The organism is Enterobacter sp. 241F3 (assembly GCF_034106785.1).
Taxonomy (GTDB): domain Bacteria; phylum Pseudomonadota; class Gammaproteobacteria; order Enterobacterales; family Enterobacteriaceae; genus Enterobacter; species Enterobacter vonholyi.
In genome coordinates this window covers 310,305-330,555 of record NZ_JAWNDD010000005.1, presented here as the reverse complement: position 1 = coordinate 330,555, position 20,251 = coordinate 310,305, and the positions used below count along the sequence as shown (strand labels likewise).

Genomic DNA, 20,251 nt, shown 5'->3' with positions numbered 1-20,251 from the left:
TGCCGCTCGACTTGCATGTGTTAGGCCTGCCGCCAGCGTTCAATCTGAGCCATGATCAAACTCTTCAATTTAAGTTTGATGCTCGTGAATTAAACTTCGTAATGAATTACGCATGTTCACTCAGAGACTTGGTATTCATTTATTGTCCGAAGACATTAAGAATCCATGTCACTTTGAGTGCCCACACAGATTGTCTGATAAATTGTTAAAGAGCAGTGCAACGCGGCTTTCGCTCACCGTTGCGAGGTGGCGTATATTACGCTTTCCTCTTTCAGAGTCAACCCGTTATTTCAGGATTTTTTTCTCTTCAACCGACCGGCTGTTTGTGAAGTGATTCACATCCGCCGTGTCGATGGAGGCGCATTATAGGGGGCCGCCGAGGAATGACAAGCGGAAAAATGCATTTTTATTTCAACCGCTCATCTTTTCACCAGAAAGGCTATTTTTGGTGCTTTTTAATCTCTTTTGGCAGATCGGCCAGACTATTAATTACCCAATCCGCAGCATTCTCAGCTTCTGGCGTCACTGGCTTGCCGGTGCGTACTAATATTTTGGTCCCTACACCCGCTGCTGTGGCTGCCTGCATATCTTCCAGTTTATCGCCCACCATATAAGAAGCCGCCATATCAATGTGCAGGAACTCCTGCGCAGAGATGAACATCCCCGGATGCGGCTTACGGCAATCACAGGTCTGACGATACTCTTCTACGGTTCCCTGTGGGTGGTGCGGACAATAATAGATGCCATCGAGATCCACACCGCGGTCGGCCAGCGACCAGTCCATCCATTCCGTCAGCGTTTCGAACTGCGCTTCGGTGAATTTACCGCGTGCAATACCGGACTGGTTCGTCACGACCACCAGCGCATACCCCATCTCTTTCAGCTGGCGCATGGCATCTATTACGCCCTGGATAAACTCGAACTCATCAATCTCATGGACATAACCGTGATCCACATTAATAGTGCCGTCACGATCGAGGAAAATTGCGGGTACTGATTTTGCCACCGGTTTGCTCCTGAAAAAGGCATGTTCGACTAGTATCTCATGAATCGCAGCGCAATAAAGTGCTCATCGTACAGAGTTGGATTGATTTAGACGTCTGGATGCCTTAACATCCGTTTTGTTTACGGTCATCACCCGTATCTGGCAGAAGAAAATGCCACGGCTAACTTACATACGATAAAAATAATCTAATGATTAAACTTTCCAATATCACCAAAGTGTTCCAGCAGGGGAACCGAACCATTCAGGCTCTGAACAATGTCAGCCTGCATGTTCCTGCTGGTCAAATTTATGGCGTCATTGGCGCATCGGGTGCAGGTAAAAGCACGCTGATCCGTTGTGTTAACCTGCTTGAGCGTCCAACCCAGGGCAGCGTAGAAGTTGGCGGTCAGGAACTTACCGCCCTTTCAGAGAAAGAACTCACCAAAGCGCGTCGTCAGATTGGCATGATTTTCCAGCACTTTAACCTGCTGGCTTCCCGCACCGTGTTCGGCAACGTTGCCTTACCGCTTGAGCTGGATAACACGCCGAAAGAAGAAGTGAAGCGTCGCGTCACCGAGCTGCTCGACCTCGTGGGTCTGGGCGACAAACATGATAGCTACCCGGCAAATCTGTCCGGCGGGCAAAAACAACGTGTGGCCATCGCCCGCGCGCTGGCCAGCAATCCTAAGGTACTGCTGTGCGATGAGGCCACCAGCGCACTGGATCCCGCAACCACGCGTTCTATTCTGGAACTGCTAAAAGACATTAATCGTCGTCTGGGCCTGACGATCCTCCTTATTACGCACGAGATGGATGTGGTGAAACGCATCTGCGACTGCGTGGCGGTCATTAGCAACGGTGAACTGATCGAGCAGGACACGGTAAGTGAAGTGTTCTCGCATCCGAAAACCCCGCTGGCGCAGCAGTTCATCCAGTCCACCCTGCATCTGGATATCCCGGAAGACTATCTGGATCGTTTGAAGACCGAACCCGCTGCTGACAGCGTCCCGATGCTGCGCATGGAGTTCACCGGTCAGTCCGTTGATGCTCCCCTGCTTTCCGAAACCGCGCGTCGCTTTAACGTGAACAACAACATCATCAGCGCGCAGATGGATTACGCCGGTGGCGTGAAGTTCGGCATCATGCTGACAGAAATGCACGGCACACAAGAAGAAACCCAGGCAGCCATTGCCTGGCTGCAAGAACATCACGTAAAAGTAGAGGTACTGGGTTATGTCTGAGCCGATGATGTGGCTGCTGGTTCGCGGCGTTTGGGAAACGCTGGCAATGACCTTTGTCTCTGGCTTCTTTGGTTTTGTGATTGGCCTGCCGGTCGGCGTGTTGCTGTACGTGACGCGTCCGGGTCAAATCATTGAGAACGCGAAGCTGTACCGTACGCTCTCTGCGCTGGTGAACATCTTCCGTTCTATCCCGTTCATTATTTTACTGGTGTGGATGATTCCGTTTACCCGCGTGATCGTCGGAACGTCTATCGGTCTGCAGGCGGCGATCGTTCCGCTGACCGTTGGCGCTGCGCCGTTTATCGCCCGTATGGTGGAGAATGCCCTGCTGGAAATCCCAACCGGTTTGATCGAAGCTTCCCGTGCGATGGGTGCCACGCCGATGCAGATCGTCCGCAAGGTTCTGCTGCCTGAGGCGCTGCCAGGGCTGGTGAATGCGGCAACCATTACGCTTATCACCCTGGTCGGTTATTCCGCGATGGGCGGTGCCGTTGGTGCCGGCGGTTTAGGTCAGATTGGTTACCAGTACGGCTATATTGGATATAACGCTACCGTGATGAATACCGTTCTGGTATTGCTGGTTGTTTTGGTTTACTTAATCCAGTTCTCTGGCGATTGCATCGTCCGGGCTGTTACGCATAAATAACGTTACACACAACACAAACTCTACGAGTTAAGGATAAAACATGGCGTTTAAATTAAAGACCTTCGCAGCAGTAGGCGCGCTGATCGGCTCTCTGGCACTGGTGGGTTGCGGTCAAGACGAAAAGGATCCAAACCACATTAAAGTGGGCGTTATCGTAGGTGCAGAACAGCAGGTTGCGGAAGTTGCTCAGAAAGTGGCAAAAGAGAAATATGGCCTGGACGTGGAGCTGGTGACCTTCAACGATTACGTTCTGCCGAACGAAGCGCTGAGCAAAGGCGATATCGACGCGAATGCCTTCCAGCATAAGCCATACCTGGATCAGCAGATTAAAGATCGCGGCTATAAACTGGTGGGTGTCGGTAACACCTTCGTGTATCCGATTGCCGGTTACTCTAAGAAAATTAAATCACTGGACGAACTGCAGCCGGGCTCTCAGGTTGCCGTACCTAACGACCCAACTAACCTTGGTCGTTCCCTGCTGCTGCTGCAGAAAGTGGGCCTGATCAAACTGAAAGACGGTGTTGGCCTGCTGCCAACCGTTCTGGACGTCACCGAGAACCCGAAAAATCTGAAAATCGTTGAACTGGAAGCACCGCAGCTGCCACGTTCTCTGGACGATGCACAGATTGCTCTGGCCGTTATCAACACCACGTACGCCAGCCAGATTGGCCTGACGCCAGCCAAAGACGGTATCTTCGTTGAAGATAAAGACTCCCCGTACGTTAACCTGATCGTGACTCGCGAAGACAACAAGGACGCGGAAAACGTGAAGAAATTCGTTCAGGCCTATCAGTCAGATGAAGTTTACCAGGAAGCCAACAAAGTGTTTAACGGCGGCGCTGTTAAAGGCTGGTAATCTCACCTCAGTGTAATATCATCAGGACGGGCTTATGCCCGTCTTGTCATTTGTGCAGTCAACTGATTCAATATCTGACGTTTTGATTATCCATTGAGGAAATATTATGCGTGCTTTACCGATCTGTCTTTTAGCACTCATGCTGAGCGGCTGTTCTATGCTAAGCAGATCTCCCGTTGAACCTGTTCAAAGCACGGCAACCCCGCCAAAGACCGAGCCTGCGAAACCGAAAGTGGTTCGCCCTGCGCCGGTTCGCATTATCACGAAAGCGGACGAACTCGTCGGTAAACCGTTCCGTGAGCTGGGCGAAGTGAGCGGCGAATCCTGTCAGGCGACCAATCAGGACTCACCACCAAATATTCCGACAGCGCGTAAACGCATGCAGATTAATGCCGCAAAAATGAAAGCTAACGCGGTTCTGCTGCACAGCTGTGAAGTCACCAGCGGCACGCCGGGCTGCTACCGTCAGGCGGTTTGCATCGGTTCTGCGCTGAACATCACGGCGAAATGAGTGCATTTCAGTTCGAGCAGATAGGCGTTATCCACTCTCCTTATAAAGAGAAGTTCGCCGTCCCTCGCCAGCCCGGTCTGGTCACCAGCGGAAGCGGTGAGCTTCACCTGATTGCGCCTTACAATCAGGCCGATGCGGTACGCGGGCTCGAGGCTTTCAGCCATTTATGGGTGGTGTTCGTGTTTCACCAGACGATGGAAGGCGGCTGGCGACCTACCGTGCGTCCTCCTCGTCTTGGCGGCAATGCGAGAATGGGCGTGTTTGCAACGCGCTCGACCTTCCGTCCAAACCCGGTTGGCATGTCGCTGGTTGAACTGAAAGGCATACGCTGCCAGAAAGATCGGGTGATACTGGAGTTAGGTAGCCTGGACCTGGTCGACGGCACGCCGGTTATCGACATCAAGCCCTATTTGCCCTTCGCCGAAGCGCTCCCGAACGCGCGTGCAAGTTATGCTCAGGACGCACCACAGGCGGACATGCCGGTGTATTTTACGCCTGAGATAACCGCACAGCTCGGTCAGCTGGAGAAACGCTATCCTCGCTTACGGGATTTCATCACCGAAGTTCTGGCACAGGACCCGCGCCCGGCCTACCGTAAAGAAGAGGAAGCAGGAAAAACGTACGCCGTCTGGCTGATGGATTTTAACGTTCGCTGGCGCGTCTCCGGGGCAGGTTTTGAAGTGTTTGCCCTTGAACCCAGGTAATTTTGTTCTCCTCTCTTTTGGCATCTTTGCCACACTGGTAAACTAAACCACTTTTTTTGTGTCAGGCTGGTGTTTCAGCCTGTTCCAATCGTCGAAATGGAACCGTAACAACATGCGTACTAGCCAATATCTGCTCTCCACTCTGAAGGAGACGCCTGCCGACGCCGAAGTGATCAGCCATCAGCTGATGCTGCGCGCCGGGATGATCCGCAAGCTGGCCTCCGGGTTATATACCTGGCTGCCGACCGGCGTGCGCGTCCTGAAAAAAGTCGAAAACATCGTGCGTGAAGAGATGAACAACGCCGGTGCTATCGAGGTGTCCATGCCTGTGGTTCAGCCCGCTGACCTGTGGCAGGAGAGTGGCCGTTGGGAACAATATGGTCCTGAACTGCTGCGCTTCGTCGATCGCGGCGAGCGTCCGTTCGTTCTCGGCCCAACGCATGAAGAAGTTATTACCGACCTGATTCGTAATGAGCTGAGCTCTTACAAACAGCTGCCGCTGAACTTCTTCCAGATCCAGACCAAGTTCCGTGACGAAGTTCGCCCGCGTTTCGGCGTCATGCGCTCTCGCGAATTCCTGATGAAAGATGCCTACTCTTTCCATACCTCTCAGGAATCACTGCAAGAGACTTACGACGCAATGTACGCGGCATACAGCAAAATCTTCTCCCGCATGGGTCTGGATTTCCGTGCTGTGCAGGCTGATACCGGCTCCATCGGCGGTAGCGCATCCCATGAGTTCCAGGTACTGGCGCAGAGCGGTGAAGACGATGTGATCTTCTCTGACTCTTCAGACTACGCGGCGAACATCGAATTTGCAGAAGCGCTGGCGCCAAAAGAACCGCGTGCTGCGGCAACGCAAGAGATGACGCTGGTTGATACGCCAAACGCGAAAACCATCGCTGAGCTGGTTGAGCAGTTCAATCTGCCAGTTGAAAAAACCGTGAAAACGCTGCTGGTGAAATCCACCGAAGGCAGCGCTTACCCGCTGGTTGCCCTGCTGGTGCGTGGCGATCACGAGCTGAACGAAGTGAAAGCCGAGAAACTGCCGCAGGTCGCCAGCCCGCTGACGTTTGCCACGGAAGCGGAAATCCGCGCCGTGGTCAATGCGGGTCCAGGTTCACTGGGTCCAGTCAATCTGCCGGTGCCTGTTGTTATTGACCGCACTGTAGCGGCGATGAGCGACTTCTCCGCTGGTGCGAACATCGACGGTAAACACTACTTCGGCATCAACTGGGATCGCGACGTGGCGACGCCGGAAGTGGCTGACATCCGTAACGTGGTCGCAGGCGATCCAAGCCCGGATGGTCAGGGTACCCTGATGATTAAGCGCGGCATCGAGGTCGGTCACATCTTCCAGCTGGGCGATAAATACTCTCGTGCGCTGAACGCCGCCGTTCAGGGCGAAGATGGCCGTAACCAGATCCTGACCATGGGTTGCTACGGTATCGGGGTGACGCGCGTGGTGGCTGCGGCGATTGAGCAGAACTACGACGAGCGCGGCATCGTCTGGCCGGACAATATTGCGCCGTTCCAGGTCGCCATTCTGCCAATGAACATGCACAAGTCTTACCGCGTGCAGGAGCTGGCCGAGAAGCTGTATGCCGAGCTGCGCGCTCAGGGTATCGAAGTGCTGATGGATGACCGTAAAGAGCGTCCGGGCGTGATGTTCGCCGATATGGAACTGATCGGCATCCCACACACCGTCGTTATCGGCGACCGTAACCTCGACAGCGATGAGATTGAATACAAATACCGTCGCAGCGGCGAAAAACAGATGATCAAGACCGGCGACATCCTTGATTTCCTGGTGAAAGCCATTAAAGGCTAAACAAAAAAACCCCGCTCAGGCGGGGTTTTTTAATGGTGCTACGTCAGCTTATTTACTGTTACAGTCTTTACCCGCAATAAATTTCGCGCCTTTATCCGCCACCAGCGTTTTCACCATCTCTCCGCTATCCGGGTTTGGTTCAAGCGTAAAGTGACCGTCAACCGTCAGCAATACCGGCTTGCTGTCATTACCGCGTGCCACGGCGTAATCACGTTCAAGCTGCGCATTGTTTGCCACGCTAACCTTCCTGCCGGTTGCGCAGTCGGTAAAGATCGCCGCATCCGCCATATAGAAGTACATCCCCCGCATTGCCATAGGCGTGGCAGGCAGAGCCGCTTTTACCGGCGCAAGCGTGTAGTTGAACTGGGATTCAATCGGGTTGCCTTCGCGGTCAAGCATCTCCATTCCCTCGCCTTTGGCGCGGAAAAAGGTTTTCTCACCGGAAGTATCCGTCAGAACCAGCTTCTCAGCCGTACGCGCCCATGTTCCGTAAGTTGCAAATGACGAGGGTTCTTTAGCGCCCTGATAGCGCTGGTTCATTACCCAGGTGCCGTCTTTTTGCAGGAACAGAGACGTTTCAATGCCTTCGCAGTCTGCGCAAGGCAATACGCCGCGCCAGCTCTGCTGCATTGGTTTTAACTCTTCCGTTTGCGTGGGTTGTAACATCTGCGTTTCGGAGCGGTTGTTACACCCGAAAAGCGCAAACAGCGTGCTCACTGCCAGCGCTGACCATAATGCTTTTTTCACAATGAATTCCTTATGAAAATTGTGTTCCCTTTCGTCACTCTGTTGGGCGACGAACTTTACCGCGTAGTGCTTTCACTGTGGATTTTTGGGCCTTCGAGGACAGCCGACGCTCTTTCGATGCGCGGGTTGGCCGCGTTGCCCGGCGGCTTTTTTGTACTGCCGTTAATTCTTTGATGACCGCCACCAGCCTGGCTATCGCCGCTTCCCGGTTGAGCTCCTGGCTGCGGTACTCCTGGGCTTTGATCACAATCACACCATCGCTGGTGATCAGGTGATGGCTGGCAGCAAGCAGGCTTTCTTTATAATACTCTGGCAGGCTCGAGGCCCGAATGTCAAAACGCAAATGGATAGCCGTCGACGCCTTGTTGACGTGCTGCCCACCGGCCCCCTGAGCACGGATGGCGGTAATCTCCAGCTCGTTGTCAGGAATGCTGACGTTACGGGACAAGACGATCATGACGCGGGCTGCCACGCCGTCAAATGAATTTCCAGATTATTCTGAGAACCAGAGAGCCAGATGGCGCCATCCTGAATCGTCGCCTGCAACACCATGGTCCGGCTGGCAAACTCGCTCAGCTGAGCCAGCTGCTCATCATCCAGATACCAAACCGTGAGATTTTTAAACTGTCCGCACTTGCTCTTGTTTTGCTGCCACCAAATCTCCGCAGCACGCTGATTATACGCGAATAAGGCCACTTCAGCGGACTGGGTGCAGGCCTTCTTAATTCTGCGCTCGTCAGGCAGGCCGAGTTCGATCCACAAGTCGATACCCAGATGATCGTTGCGCAGCCAGGCTTCAGGCTCGTCTTCTGCGCTTAACCCACGGGTAAACTGCAGACGCTCGTCGGCGTACTTAATCCACGCCAGCAGGCGCAGCATCATGCGCTCCTGGGTTTCGGAGGGATGGCGTGCCAGCGTAAGCGACGCGTCGAGGAACTGGTTGCGATCAAGATCGGCCACATTGACCACTGCTTTATAAATTGTCGCTTTCAGCGCCATGAGAGAACTCCATTCGAATCAGGCGCTCATTGTAGCTAAAACCGCGGCAAAAGGCTGTTATGGGGTGATAAATACACCGCTATCAAGGCGCTGATATTGCTTAAATGAGTATGGTATAGTCACCTTGCTAAACCGAGTTTATCTTCGTAGGCTTAATGATATCTCACAGTAAGTCAGTGCGCTGGCGGGAGGGGATGTGAATAATTATTGTGAGTTAATTCGCAAACGGTATGCGGAAATCGCCAGCGGAGATCTGGGGTATGTCCCGGACGCGTTGGGCTGTGTATTGAAAGTGCTTAATGAAGTGGCCTCTGATGAGAGCCTTTCAGAGTCGGTCAGGGAAAAAGCAGCGTATGCTGCGGCGAATTTACTGGTGAGCGATTATGTCGATGAATGATACTTATCAACCCATCAATTGTGATGACTATGACAACCTCGAACTCGCCTGCCAGCATCATTTATTACTGACGCTGGAGCTAAAAGATGGCGAAGTGTTGAAGGCAAAAGCCAGCGATCTGGTTTCACGCAAGAATGTGGAATACCTGATAGTGGAAGATGCCGGTGCGACGCGTGAGCTGCGCCTGGACAAAATAGCCAGCTTCAGCCACCCGCAAATCGGCACCGTCGTGGTGAGCGAATCCTGATGACACTAACGGGCAGCCTGGCTGCCCGTTACGCTTTCTGCCACTCAAAACGGACACCCTCTTCTGTCCAACCCTCTTCCGTAATGAAAACCCCTGCCGCAGCAATCAACGTTTCACCATAGAACAGCAGCGGCGTGGTGTCGCGCAGCCACGGCGGCACGTTGCACTCCTGCCAGATTTTCTTCAGCTTGCGTCCCCCGTTGCGCCCGACGATATGCAGCATGCCGCCAGCCTTAAAGCGCACGGTGACCGGTTCACCGGGCTTCGGCAGCCGCACATGACCAGACGACAGGAGAGAAACGCGTCCTGCCTCACCGGGCAATACCAGCGGTGCGTCAGGAGAAAGCCAGTCGAGCACCACATCGGTCAGTGAAGGCGTTGATTTTATCCACCAGAGTTCCCCTTTATAGCGTCTAACGTCAAAACCGTTAAGGTGGACGCACGGGGAAGCATCATCCCGCGCCAGGGCAACCTCGTCCCAGATACGGCTCAGCATCGCCCGCGACGGCATCGCAGCGTGATGAGAGGCAAGCCAGCGTCGTAGCAGCGCGGCGCGACGTACCGGGCTCATCGCTGTCAGCGGTACAATGGCTAGCGCTCCGTCTTCAGAAATCAGTTCCGCCAGCTCGTCGCTCAACAGCTCGTCCAGCAACGACTCCTGTTCGGCGCACAGCATGGCACTTCTTGCCGTCGCGTCGGCGAAATGCGGCCAGCGCTCGCTCAATAGCGGGAGGACGCGCAGACGCAGAAAGTTACGATCATACCCGTCATCCTGGTTGCTCTCATCTTCAATCCAGCTCAGCTGATGTTCTCGCGCCCAGGCTTCAAGCGAGGCGCGCGTCTCGCCAAGCAGCGGACGCAGTAACGTTGTGCCGGCAAATGCCGAACGCGCCGGCATGGCAGAAAGCCCCGCCGGTCCGCTTCCCCGCTTAAGCGCCAGCAGAAAGGTTTCACACTGATCGTCCAGATGCTGGGCCGTAACCAGTGCTTCTCCAGCACGTAATGCCCCGGCAAAGGCGGCATAGCGGGCTTTACGTGCCTGCGCCTCGATGCCCAGCCCTTCCTCTACCAGCGTGACGCGCTCGACGAGGAGCGGGATCGCCCATGCCGCACACAAGGCTTCGCAGTGCGCCACCCACTTCTCTGCGTGAGGACTTAATCCGTGATGAATATGTATCGCCCGCAGCTGGACGTCAGGCTCCTGGTCGCGCCAGCGCTTAAGGCGATGGAGCAGAACGGTGGAATCCAGGCCACCGCTAAACCCCACCAGCAGCTGGCGGTACGGTGAAACGGCGTGTGCGATAGCGGGTAAGGTCATAGGGAATTACACATAAAAAATGCCCGAACTGAGCGGGCATTATCACACAGCACGAAGATTACTGCTGATAAAGCTCCAGCGGCAGGCCGTCCGGGTCGTTGAAAAAGGTAAAGCGCTTGTCGGTGAACGGATCGACGCGAATCGCTTCGCACGTCACGCCGTGCGCTTCCAGATGTTTTACTGCGCTATCCAGGTCATCGACGCTGAAGGCGAGATGGCGCAGGCCGCAGGCTTCCGGGCGGGACGGACGCGCAGGCGGAAAAGGAAAAGAGAACAGTTCAATCACATACTGCCCGTTTAACGCCAGGTCGCCCTTCCAGGAGTCGCGATCCTCGCGGTACGCCTCGCTCAACAGCGTAAAGCCGAGAATGTCGCAGTAGAAGGCCTTACTCTTCGCGTAATCGGTCGCAATGATCGCAATATGATGAACCTGTTTTAAACCCAGCATAGCTTCTCCTTTTTATGATGCCTGAACGTTACAACCGAAAACCCGCACCATGCAAGCGGTCACCCTTATTTTAGGACTCGCACCCAGTAAACGCCGTTTTCGTCGCGCTTCGCACCGTGGATATCCGTCTCAAAACCGGGATAGTGACGCCCTACCGAACAGAGCATCAGCAGGAAATCGAGCACGGCCCGACTCTCTTCGGTAATCATCTCTCCCGGCATCAGGAGCGGTACGCCCGGCGGGTAGGGCAGGATCATGTTCGCCGATACGCGCCCGACCAGGTTTTCCAGCTCAACGGTTTCGACCTCCCCTTTCACCTGGCGCTGCCATGCCTTGTGAGGGGTAAACTTCATCTCCGGTAAGACATCGAACGCCTGAAGCATCAGACGCGGCAAATCGTGCTGACGGATCAGCCTGTGGATCCCCTGGGCCAGATCCTGAATGCGCATATTACGGTAGAAGTCAGGATCCTCCGCATAGAGATCCGGCAGCATGTTCTTCACCCGCAGGTTGAGATCGTAGGCTCGCTTAAACTCCATCAGCCCGCGCAGCAATCCCATCGCCCGGGTTTTGTCGATCCCGATGCTGAACAGGAACAGCAGGTTATAGGAACCGGTTTTCTCCACCACCACGCCACGTTCATCAAGGAATTTCGCGACCAGCGCGGCCGGAATACCTTCATCGCTCATCCTGCCCTGCTCGTCCATGCCCGGCGTCAGGATCGTCACTTTTACCGGGTCGAGGAACATATGGTCGCTATCGGCATCCCGGAAGCCATGCCAGTCTTCGCCGGGCGAGACGGGCCAGCATTCTGCCTCATCAATCTCTTCCGGCTGCCAGATATCAAAGAACCAGCCGTCGGCTTCATCTTTCAGCCGCTGCACCTCTTTACGGAAATGCAGCGCGCGGTCCACCGAACGGTTGATGAGACGTTTACCCGGGTTGCCGCGCAGCATCGCCGCGGCCGTTTCGATAGACGCCACCAGCGGATAGCTCGGCGAGGTGGTGGTATGCATCATAAAGGCTTCGTTAAAGGTCTCCTCGTCGTACTCGCCTTTAATGTGAATAAGCGAAGCCTGGGAAAACGCGGCCAGCATTTTGTGCGTCGACTGCGTTTCGAAGAATACTTTACCCGGCACGCGCTCGCCGCTCATGCCGCTTTTACCCGCGTAAATCGGGTGGAAATTAGTGTAAGGCACCCATGCGGAATCGAAGTGGATCGACGGCACGTCCAGCGTCTTTTTGATCCAGTTCGTGTTGTACAGCAGACCGTCATAGGTCGAGTTGGTGATCACCGCATGGACAGGCCAGCTTGCGCCAGGGATCGCCGCGACCTTGCGTTCAATCGCGTCATGCGTGAACTCCCGGCGTGGAATGCCGCCAAGTATACCGAGCGCGTTGCGTGTGGGCGACAGCCAGAGCGGTACGACGTCGCTCATCATCAGCAGGTGCGCCAGCGACTTGTGGCAGTTACGGTCAATCAGCAGGGTACTGCCCGCAGGCGCGGCGTACATCCCGACGATTTTATTCGAGGTCGAGGTGCCGTTGGTCACCATATAGCTCTGCTCGGCCCCAAAGGTGCGGGCGATGTACTCTTCGGCTTCCAGATGAGGGCCGGTGTGATCCAGCAGAGAGCCTAATTCGGTGACTGAAATGGACACGTCCGCTTTCAGCGTGTTGCCACCAAAGAAATCATAGAACAGGCAGCCGACCGGGCTTTTTTGGTAGGCCGTTCCCGCCATATGGCCCGGCGTACAGAAGGTATATTTTCCCTCTTTCACGTAGGTGAAGAGCGCCCGGGTAAACGGTGGCGTAATGTTATCGAGATATTCATTCGTGTACTGCTGAATGCGGGTCGCAATGTCTTCCGCCACGCCGAGTGAATATTCAAAGAACCACAGCGCCATACGCATATCATTGGCGCTGACGTCCATGGTTGAGTGAGTATTAATAAATGCGTACAGCGGGAGGTATTCGTTCAGCTTGTTGATGTCGCTGCACAGTTCGAGATCATATTCGTCCCAGTCGAAGATCACGCCGCAGATACGCGGGTTGTGCTCGATGAACTTCAGCAGGTCGGCGCTGTTGTGCGGCCAGATTAGCTGATACCCACGCGACTGCAGGGCTTGCTCCAGCTCCTTAATCGGCTCATCTTTATAAAAGACGCCGTGTGGCCCCATAATGGCAATGATATTCATGGGCTTCCTCCTTTAAAAACATTAGCTAAGCATAGCCCGGCTAAACCGCAGGTATAAAAAAAGCCGCAACAGTGTGCGGCTTTTCAGATAATTGTGAAGCTTACGCGTAACCGTAGGTCATCAGGCGCTGGTAACGGCGGTTGAGCAGATCTTCTGTGCTCAGCACGTCCAGGTCCGCCAGGTCTGCCAGCAGCTGCGCTTTCAGAGACGCTGCCATCACTTCCGGCTTACGATGTGCACCACCCAGCGGTTCCGGGATGATGGAATCGATCAGCTTCAGCTCTTTCAGGCGTGGCGCAATGATGCCCATTGCTTCTGCAGCCAGCGGCGCTTTGTCGGCGCTTTTCCACAGAATGGACGCACAGCCTTCCGGGGAGATAACGGAATAGGTACTGTACTGCAGCATATTCACTTTATCGCCCACGCCAATTGCCAGCGCACCGCCGGAGCCACCTTCACCGATAACGGTACAGATGACCGGCACCTTCAGACGAGACATCTCGCGCAGGTTGCGCGCGATGGCTTCAGACTGACCGCGCTCTTCCGCGCCCACGCCAGGGTAAGCCCCCGGGGTGTCGATGAAGGTGATGATTGGCATGTTGAAACGCTCAGCCATCTCCATCAGACGCAGGGCTTTACGGTAGCCTTCTGGTGCTGGCATACCGAAGTTACGACGGATTTTCTCTTTGGTTTCACGACCCTTCTGATGACCAATGATCATCACCGGGCGTCCGTCCAGACGCGCGATACCGCCAACGATAGCTTTATCGTCAGCGTATGCGCGATCGCCTGCCAGTTCGTCAAATTCGTCAAACGCCAGGCGGACATAATCCAGGGTGTACGGACGCTGTGGATGGCGAGCCAGCTGGGCCACCTGCCATGCGCCGAGATCGGCAAAGATTTTGCGCGTCAGCTCTACGCTTTTCTCGCGCAGACGATGCACTTCTTCGTCGATGTTAATATCCAGTTTTTCATCCTGACGGCTTACCGCTGTCAGAGAATCGATTTTCGCTTCCAGCTCAGCAATCGGCTGTTCGAAATCAAGGAAATTCAGACTCATAGTATTCCTGTATTAGTCAAACTCCAGTTCCACCTGCTCCGAACCAATGAGGCCACGGAGATCGTTCAGTAAACGATCGCTCGGAGAGACACGCCACGTTGCACCAAAGCGCAACCGCGCACGTGCATCCGCCCTCTGATAGTAGAGATGTACTGGAATTGTCCCCGAGCGGTGGGGTTCCAGAGACTGACGGAGTCGGTTTAAAAGCTGGTCATCAATTTGCCTGTCCGTCAGCGAGATAGCAAGCCCGCGAGCATATTTTTCCCGGGCTTCGTCAATGTCCATCACTTCGCGGGCGGTCATTTTAAGCCCCCCACTGAAGTCATCAAAGCTGACCTGTCCGCTGACGATAAGTATGCGGTCTTTTTCCAGCAATTGCTGGTATTTATCCAACGCGTCGGTGAACAGCATCACCTCCAGACGCCCGGAACGGTCATCCAACGTACAGATGCCGATACGATTGCCGCGCTTGGTGACCATAACCCTTGCAGCAATCACGAGCCCCGCAACCGTGGTGATTTTACCACGTTCTGTCGGATGCATGTCTTTAAGCCTGTGGCCGCCGACATAGCGCTCAATTTCTTTAATGTACTGGTTGATCGGGTGCCCCGTCAGGTACAAGCCTAACGTTTCACGCTCCCCATCCAGTACCACCTGTTCTGGCCACGGCTGGCAGTTGGAATAAGATTGCTCGATCTGCTCTGGCTCTTCCGCCAGCACACCGAACATATCCGCCTGACCAATGGCTTCCGCTTTTGCGTGCTGATCCGCCGCTTTCAGGGCGTCGCCGAGGGAATTCATCAGCGCGGCGCGGTGCGGCCCCAGCCTGTCAAACGCGCCGGACATGATCAGTTTTTCCAGCACGCGACGGTTCAGTTTTTTGGTATCGGTACGGGCGCAAAGATCGAACAGCTCGCGGAAATACCCGCCGTTGTTACGCGCCTCGATGATCGCCTCGATCGGACCTTCACCTACGCCTTTGATCGCGCCGATCCCGTAAACGATCTCTCCGTCATCGTTGACGTGGAAGTGGTAGAGCCCTGAGTTAATATCCGGCGGCAGGATCTTGAGTCCCATGCGCCAGCACTCGTCCACCAGGCCAACCACCTTCTCGGTGTTATCCATATCGGCCGTCATTACCGCCGCCATAAATTCAGCAGGATAGTGCGCCTTCAGCCACAGCGTTTGATACGACACCAAAGCATAGGCAGCGGAGTGAGATTTGTTAAATCCGTACCCGGCGAATTTCTCCACCAGGTCGAAGATTTTCATCGCCAGCTCGCCGTCAACGCCGTTTTTCTTCGCCCCGTCTTCAAAAATGGAGCGCTGCTTGGCCATCTCTTCCGGCTTTTTCTTACCCATCGCACGACGCAGCATGTCCGCGCCGCCGAGCGTATAGCCGGAAAGCACCTGGGCGATCTGCATCACCTGTTCCTGGTACAGGATGATGCCGTAGGTGGGCTCCAGCACCGGCTTCAGGCTTTCGTGCTGCCACTGAACGTCCGGATAGGAAATCTCTTCTCGCCCGTGCTTACGGTCGATAAAGTTATCTACCATCCCTGACTGCAGCGGGCCCGGACGGAACAGGGCGACCAGTGCGATCATATCTTCGAAGCAGTCGGGCTGCAGACGCTTAATCAGATCCTTCATGCCGCGGGATTCAAGCTGGAAGACGGCGGTGGTCTCCGAGCGCTGCAGCATGTCGAAACTTTTCTTGTCATCCAGCGGGATGGCCGCGATATCCAGCGGCGGCTCGCCGTTCTTCTCGCGGCGGGCGTTGATCATCTCCAGCGCCCAGTTAATGATGGTCAACGTGCGCAGGCCAAGGAAGTCGAACTTCACCAGCCCGGCGTATTCTACGTCGTTCTTGTCAAACTGGGTAACCGGGTGTTGGCCCGCTTCATCGCAGTAAAGCGGTGCAAAATCCGTAATTTTAGTCGGGGCGATAACCACGCCCCCCGCATGCTTACCGGCGTTACGCGTGACGCCTTCAAGCTTGCGCGCCATGTCGATCAGCGCTTTGACCTCTTCGTCCGCCTCGTAGATTTCCGGCAGCTGCGGCTCGGCTTCAAACGCTTTTGCCAGCGTCATGCCCGGATCGGGCGGCACCAGCTTAGAAATGCGATCGACAAACCCGTACGGGTGGCCCAGCACACGGCCCACGTCGCGGATAACCGCTTTTGCCGCCATCGTACCGAAGGTAATGATCTGCGATACCGCATCACGGCCGTACATATCGGCGACGTGCTCGATCACCTGGTCGCGTTTCTCCATGCAGAAGTCAACGTCGAAGTCGGGCATGGAAACACGTTCCGGGTTGAGGAAACGTTCGAACAGCAGGTCGAATTCCAGCGGATCGAGGTCGGTAATTTTCAGCGCATACGCCACCAGCGAACCTGCACCGGAGCCACGCCCCGGCCCGACCGGCACGCCGTTATCTTTCGACCACTGGATAAACTCCATAACGATCAGGAAGTAGCCCGGGAAACCCATCTGGTTGATCACCTGGAGTTCAATGTCCAGGCGTTCGTCATACTCAGGACGACGCTTTTTACGCTCTTCTTCATCCGGGAACAGGAATTCCAGACGCTCTTCCAGACCTTCTTTTGATTTCGCGACCAGGAAATCTTCCGTGGTCATGTCACCCGTCGGGAACTGCGGCAGGAAGTATTCGCCGAGGCGAACGGTAACGTTGCAGCGCTTGGCGATCTCTACGCTGTTTTCCAGCGCTTCGGGAATATCGGAGAAGAGTTCACACATCTCCTCCTCGCTGCGCATGTACTGTTGAGCGGAGTAATTACGCGGCCGCTTCGGATCGTCGAGCGTAAAGCCATCGTGGATCGCCACGCGAATTTCGTGCGCGTCAAAATCTCCCGGTTCGAGAAAGCGTACATCGTTTGTCGCGACGACGGGCAGACCGCGTTCTTCCGCAAGTGCGACCGCCGCATGAAGATAGCTCTCTTCGTCCTGGCGACCGGTGCGGATCAACTCCAGATAATAACGATCCGGGAAATACTCTTCGTAGAACGAGACGCATTGATCCACCAGCGCGCTGTTACCGCGCAGCAGTGATTTGCCGACGTCACCCATACGGCCACCGGAGATCAGCAGCAGCCCTTCGTTGAGCTCGGCCAGCCAGTCGCGGTCGATCCACGGGCCCAGCGCACCATATCCGCGCTGATAGGCTTTTGAGATAAGCAGCGTGAGGTTTTGATAACCCGTGTTGTTCATCGCCAGCACGGAGATTTGCGTCAGTTCATCCCCGATGAGGTCGCTCTGCACGTGGAAATCCGCGCCGACGATGGGCTTTATCCCCGCGCCGTGCGCTGTTCCGTAGAACTTCACCAGGCCACACAGGTTGGTAAAATCGGTGATCGCCAGCGCAGGCATGCCAAGGGAGGCCGCCTTTTTTACCAGCGGCCCGGTCTTCGCCAGCCCATCGATCATGGAGTAGTCGCTATGCACCCGCAGGTGTACGAAACGTGGTTCAGCCATCTTCAGATTCCGCGTTACTTAATTGCTTGCGTATTGATTCAGGACACCCGTCCCAGCGCGCGTTTCACCGGGCCGAAACTGCGCCGGTGGTGTTCGGTTGCGCCATGTTCAGCCAGCCTCTCCAGGTGGAAAGGTGTGGGATACCCCTTGTGCTGGGCGAAACCGTACTGAGGGTAAGTGAGGTCCAGCGCGGCCATTTCGGCGTCGCGCGTCACTTTGGCAATAATAGAAGCTGCGCTAATTTCTGCGACCCGGCTATCGCCTTTGACGACCGCCATTGAAGGCATGGGCAATGCCGGACAGCGGTTGCCGTCAATCAGGACATATTCCGGGGAAATTTTCAGGCCCGCTACCGCACGCTGCATCGCCAGCATCGTGGCGTGCAAAATATTCAGTTCATCTATTTCATGCGGTTCAGCGCGCCCCAGGCTCCAGGCCAGCGCCTTCTCCTGAATCTCACTAAACAGCGCCAGCCGGCGCTTTTCAGACAATTTTTTAGAGTCGTTCAGCCCGACGATCGGCCGAGCCGGATCGAGGATCACCGCAGCGGTCACCACTGCCCCGACTAACGGACCACGACCCACTTCGTCCACGCCCGCCACAAGGTGGGTGTGAGGATAAACAAATTCCATCATTTCGCTAGCTCCAGCACCGCATCGGCCGCTTGCTCATCAGCATTACAGCGGATCAGTTGATGCAGTTCGCGGAAGGTATCGTGCATCTGGTGGCTGGTCTTGCCGTTGGCGAGCAGCGGCAGCAGCGCATCGGCAAGCGCCTGCGGCTGGCACTCATCCTGCAGCAGTTCTTTCACCAGCTCGCGCCCGGCAAGCAGGTTCGGCAGGGAGACATAATCCGTTTTCACCAGACGTTTTGCCAGCCAGAAAGTGAACGGCTTCATGCGATAACCGACCACCATCGGACATTTCGCCAGCATGCATTCCAGCGCCGCCGTGCCGGAGGCCAGCAGTGCGGCATCGCTCGCATACATCGCTTCCCGCCCTTTGCCGTCCAGAAGACGGACGTGGAGATCCGGGGCGACGTCAGCTTTGATGCGCTCAAACTGCTCGCGGCGTTTGGCATTCACCAGCGGCACGACAACTTCGAGATCGGGGTACGTCTGGCGAAGAATTTGCGCTGTCTTGAGGAAATCGGCGCTCAGCATCTCCACTTCTGCGCCACGGCTGCCCGGCAGCAAGGCCAGACAGTGCACATCATGGGGAATGCCCAGCACGTCGCGCGCCGCGTTTTTATCCGGATCCAAGGGCATCGCATCAGCCATGGTATGACCGATAAAACGGCACGGAACATTAAATCTGTCGTAAAACGCTTTTTCGAAAGGCAGAAAAGCCAGCACCAGGTTGGTGGACCGTCCGATTTTGAAAACGCGTTTCTGTCGCCACGCCCAGACGGACGGACTGATGTAGTGAATCGTTTTGATACCCTGCTTTTTCAGATTCCCTTCGAGGGTAATGTTGAAATCAGGTGCATCGATACCGACAAACACATCGGGTTTGAGTTCGGTAAAACGACGGGTGAGATCGGCGCGGATGTGCAGCAAACGGCGTAGCCGCCCCAGCACCTCAACGATGCCCATCACGGCGAGCTCTTCCATTTCATACCAGGCTTCACAGCCTTCGGCCTGCATTAGCGGGCCAGCAACGCCGACAAAACGAGCATTGGGTACACGCGCCTTAAGCGCGCGGATGAGACCGGCACCAAGAATATCGCCGGAGGTTTCTCCGGCGACCAGGGCTATCGTAAGCGGACGACTGTCGACCATTAACGAATCAGACCCCTTGTGGAACGGTCAAAGAATTCCATGAACGCGTTCACTTCCGGGTGCTTATTCGCCAGCTCGGCAATTTCCGGCTTCGCCTCTTCCAGCGTTTTACCGCTACGGTACAGCAGTTTGTACGCGTTGCGGATGGCAGTAATCGCTTCGCGACTAAAACCACGACGCTTGAGGCCTTCGATGTTCACGCCAAACGGCGTGGCATGGTTGCCCTGCGCAATCACATACGGTGGGACGTCCTGCGCCACACCGGAGCATCCGCCAACCATCACGTGCGCACCAATGATGCAGAACTGATGGACAGCGGTCATGCCGCCAATAATTGCGAAGTCATCAACCGATACGTGTCCTGCCAGCGTTGCGTTGTTGGCAAGAATACAGCGGTCACCTACGGTACAGTCGTGCGCGATATGCGCATTAACCATAAACAGGTTATCGCTGCCCACCTTCGTCAACCCACCACCCTGTACTGTTCCACGATGAATGGTGACGCTTTCGCGAATACGGTTACGATCGCCAATTTCCAGTCGGGTCGACTCACCAGCATATTTCAGATCCTGGTTAACTTCGCCGATGGAAGCGAACTGATAGATCTCGTTATTGCAGCCAATGGTCGTGTGACCGTTCACGACAACGTGAGATTTCAGTACTGTACCCTCACCAATTTCGACATGGGGTCCAACAATACAAAACGGGCCAATATGGACGTTAGCGCCAATGATGGCACCGGTTTCCACAATAGCGGTAGGATGAATAAAGGCGGATTTATCAATCAC

General features: G+C 55.2%; 20 protein-coding genes and 1 rRNA gene. 8 read left to right on the top strand and 13 right to left on the bottom strand.

Annotation, left to right across the window (positions count from 1 at the left end):
- Positions 1–71 (bottom strand): 16S ribosomal RNA (locus UR504_RS15820); the annotation flags it as partial.
- A 368-nt stretch (positions 72–439) separates the two neighbouring features.
- Positions 440–1,006 (bottom strand): D-glycero-beta-D-manno-heptose 1,7-bisphosphate 7-phosphatase, encoded by a 567-nt coding sequence (gmhB, locus tag UR504_RS15815; RefSeq protein WP_274242130.1) that lies wholly within the window; start codon positions 1,004–1,006, stop codon positions 440–442.
- A 188-nt stretch (positions 1,007–1,194) separates the two neighbouring features.
- On the opposite strand from gmhB, the gene metN reads away from it, so the two are divergent.
- From metN to proS, 6 genes are all read left to right on the top strand, one after another.
- Positions 1,195–2,226 carry a methionine ABC transporter ATP-binding protein MetN gene (gene metN / locus UR504_RS15810; RefSeq protein ID WP_302235871.1) on the top strand — a complete coding sequence of 344 codons (1,032 nt, stop codon included), beginning with the start codon at positions 1,195–1,197 and terminating at the stop codon, positions 2,224–2,226.
- Positions 2,219–2,872: a methionine ABC transporter permease MetI gene (locus UR504_RS15805; protein ID WP_271368680.1), complete on the top strand. Its 654-nt coding sequence runs from the start codon at positions 2,219–2,221 to the stop codon at positions 2,870–2,872. Before metN ends, UR504_RS15805 begins: the two co-directional genes overlap by 8 nt.
- Positions 2,873–2,912: 40 nt before the next feature.
- Complete coding sequence (gene metQ, locus UR504_RS15800; protein WP_014168729.1) at positions 2,913–3,728, top strand: methionine ABC transporter substrate-binding lipoprotein MetQ; 816 nt, start codon at positions 2,913–2,915, stop codon at positions 3,726–3,728.
- Between the two features lie 106 nt (positions 3,729–3,834).
- Positions 3,835–4,239, top strand: a complete 405-nt coding sequence (gene rcsF, locus UR504_RS15795; RefSeq protein ID WP_008501883.1) for an Rcs stress response system protein RcsF — start codon at positions 3,835–3,837, stop codon at positions 4,237–4,239.
- Positions 4,236–4,943 (top strand): tRNA (N6-threonylcarbamoyladenosine(37)-N6)-methyltransferase TrmO, encoded by a 708-nt coding sequence (tsaA, locus tag UR504_RS15790; protein ID WP_271368681.1) that lies wholly within the window; start codon positions 4,236–4,238, stop codon positions 4,941–4,943. Before rcsF ends, tsaA begins: the two co-directional genes overlap by 4 nt.
- A 112-nt stretch (positions 4,944–5,055) precedes the next feature.
- A complete protein-coding gene (gene proS / locus UR504_RS15785; protein ID WP_302235868.1) occupies positions 5,056–6,774 on the top strand; it encodes a proline--tRNA ligase in 1,719 nt (572 codons plus the stop codon).
- A gap of 48 nt (positions 6,775–6,822) precedes the next feature.
- On the opposite strand, the gene nlpE is transcribed toward proS, so the two are convergent.
- From nlpE to UR504_RS15770, 3 genes are read right to left on the bottom strand one after another with little or no spacing between them, the layout of a single operon-like run.
- Positions 6,823–7,521, bottom strand: coding sequence for an envelope stress response activation lipoprotein NlpE (nlpE, locus tag UR504_RS15780; protein WP_302235865.1), 699 nt, complete (start codon positions 7,519–7,521; stop codon positions 6,823–6,825).
- Between the two features lie 34 nt (positions 7,522–7,555).
- Positions 7,556–7,978, bottom strand: coding sequence for an alternative ribosome rescue aminoacyl-tRNA hydrolase ArfB (gene arfB / locus UR504_RS15775; protein ID WP_032649720.1), 423 nt, complete (start codon positions 7,976–7,978; stop codon positions 7,556–7,558).
- A complete protein-coding gene (locus tag UR504_RS15770) occupies positions 7,975–8,520 on the bottom strand; it encodes a YaeQ family protein (protein ID WP_115876397.1) in 546 nt (181 codons plus the stop codon). Before UR504_RS15770 ends, arfB begins: the two co-directional genes overlap by 4 nt.
- A 196-nt stretch (positions 8,521–8,716) precedes the next feature.
- Between UR504_RS15770 and UR504_RS15765 the strand changes: the two genes are divergently transcribed.
- The gene (locus tag UR504_RS15765) at positions 8,717–8,917 is read left to right on the top strand and encodes a YaeP family protein (protein ID WP_008501889.1); all 201 of its coding nucleotides are present in this window, start codon (positions 8,717–8,719) and stop codon (positions 8,915–8,917) included.
- Positions 8,904–9,164: a Rho-binding antiterminator gene (rof, locus tag UR504_RS15760; protein WP_008501890.1), complete on the top strand. Its 261-nt coding sequence runs from the start codon at positions 8,904–8,906 to the stop codon at positions 9,162–9,164. The genes UR504_RS15765 and rof overlap by 14 nt, the downstream gene beginning before the upstream one ends.
- Before the next feature lie 28 nt (positions 9,165–9,192).
- On the opposite strand, the gene tilS is transcribed toward rof, so the two are convergent.
- From tilS to lpxA, 8 genes are all read right to left on the bottom strand, one after another.
- Complete coding sequence (gene tilS, locus UR504_RS15755; protein WP_302235861.1) at positions 9,193–10,482, bottom strand: tRNA lysidine(34) synthetase TilS; 1,290 nt, start codon at positions 10,480–10,482, stop codon at positions 9,193–9,195.
- 58 nt (positions 10,483–10,540) lie between these two features.
- Positions 10,541–10,930, bottom strand: coding sequence for a VOC family protein (locus UR504_RS15750; RefSeq protein ID WP_271368685.1), 390 nt, complete (start codon positions 10,928–10,930; stop codon positions 10,541–10,543).
- 65 nt (positions 10,931–10,995) lie between these two features.
- Positions 10,996–13,128, bottom strand: a complete 2,133-nt coding sequence (locus UR504_RS15745; protein WP_302235859.1) for a lysine decarboxylase LdcC — start codon at positions 13,126–13,128, stop codon at positions 10,996–10,998.
- A gap of 100 nt (positions 13,129–13,228) precedes the next feature.
- Positions 13,229–14,188: an acetyl-CoA carboxylase carboxyl transferase subunit alpha gene (gene accA, locus UR504_RS15740; RefSeq protein ID WP_111963988.1), complete on the bottom strand. Its 960-nt coding sequence runs from the start codon at positions 14,186–14,188 to the stop codon at positions 13,229–13,231.
- Positions 14,189–14,200: 12 nt separating this feature from the next.
- Entirely contained in the window at positions 14,201–17,683 is a 3,483-nt protein-coding gene (gene dnaE / locus UR504_RS15735; RefSeq protein ID WP_302235856.1) for a DNA polymerase III subunit alpha, read from the bottom strand.
- Positions 17,684–17,721: 38 nt separating this feature from the next.
- Entirely contained in the window at positions 17,722–18,318 is a 597-nt protein-coding gene (gene rnhB / locus UR504_RS15730) for a ribonuclease HII (protein WP_008501897.1), read from the bottom strand.
- Positions 18,315–19,463, bottom strand: coding sequence for a lipid-A-disaccharide synthase (lpxB, locus tag UR504_RS15725; protein ID WP_302235853.1), 1,149 nt, complete (start codon positions 19,461–19,463; stop codon positions 18,315–18,317). The genes rnhB and lpxB overlap by 4 nt, the downstream gene beginning before the upstream one ends.
- A complete protein-coding gene (lpxA, locus tag UR504_RS15720; RefSeq protein WP_023310462.1) occupies positions 19,463–20,251 on the bottom strand; it encodes an acyl-ACP--UDP-N-acetylglucosamine O-acyltransferase in 789 nt (262 codons plus the stop codon). Before lpxA ends, lpxB begins: the two co-directional genes overlap by 1 nt.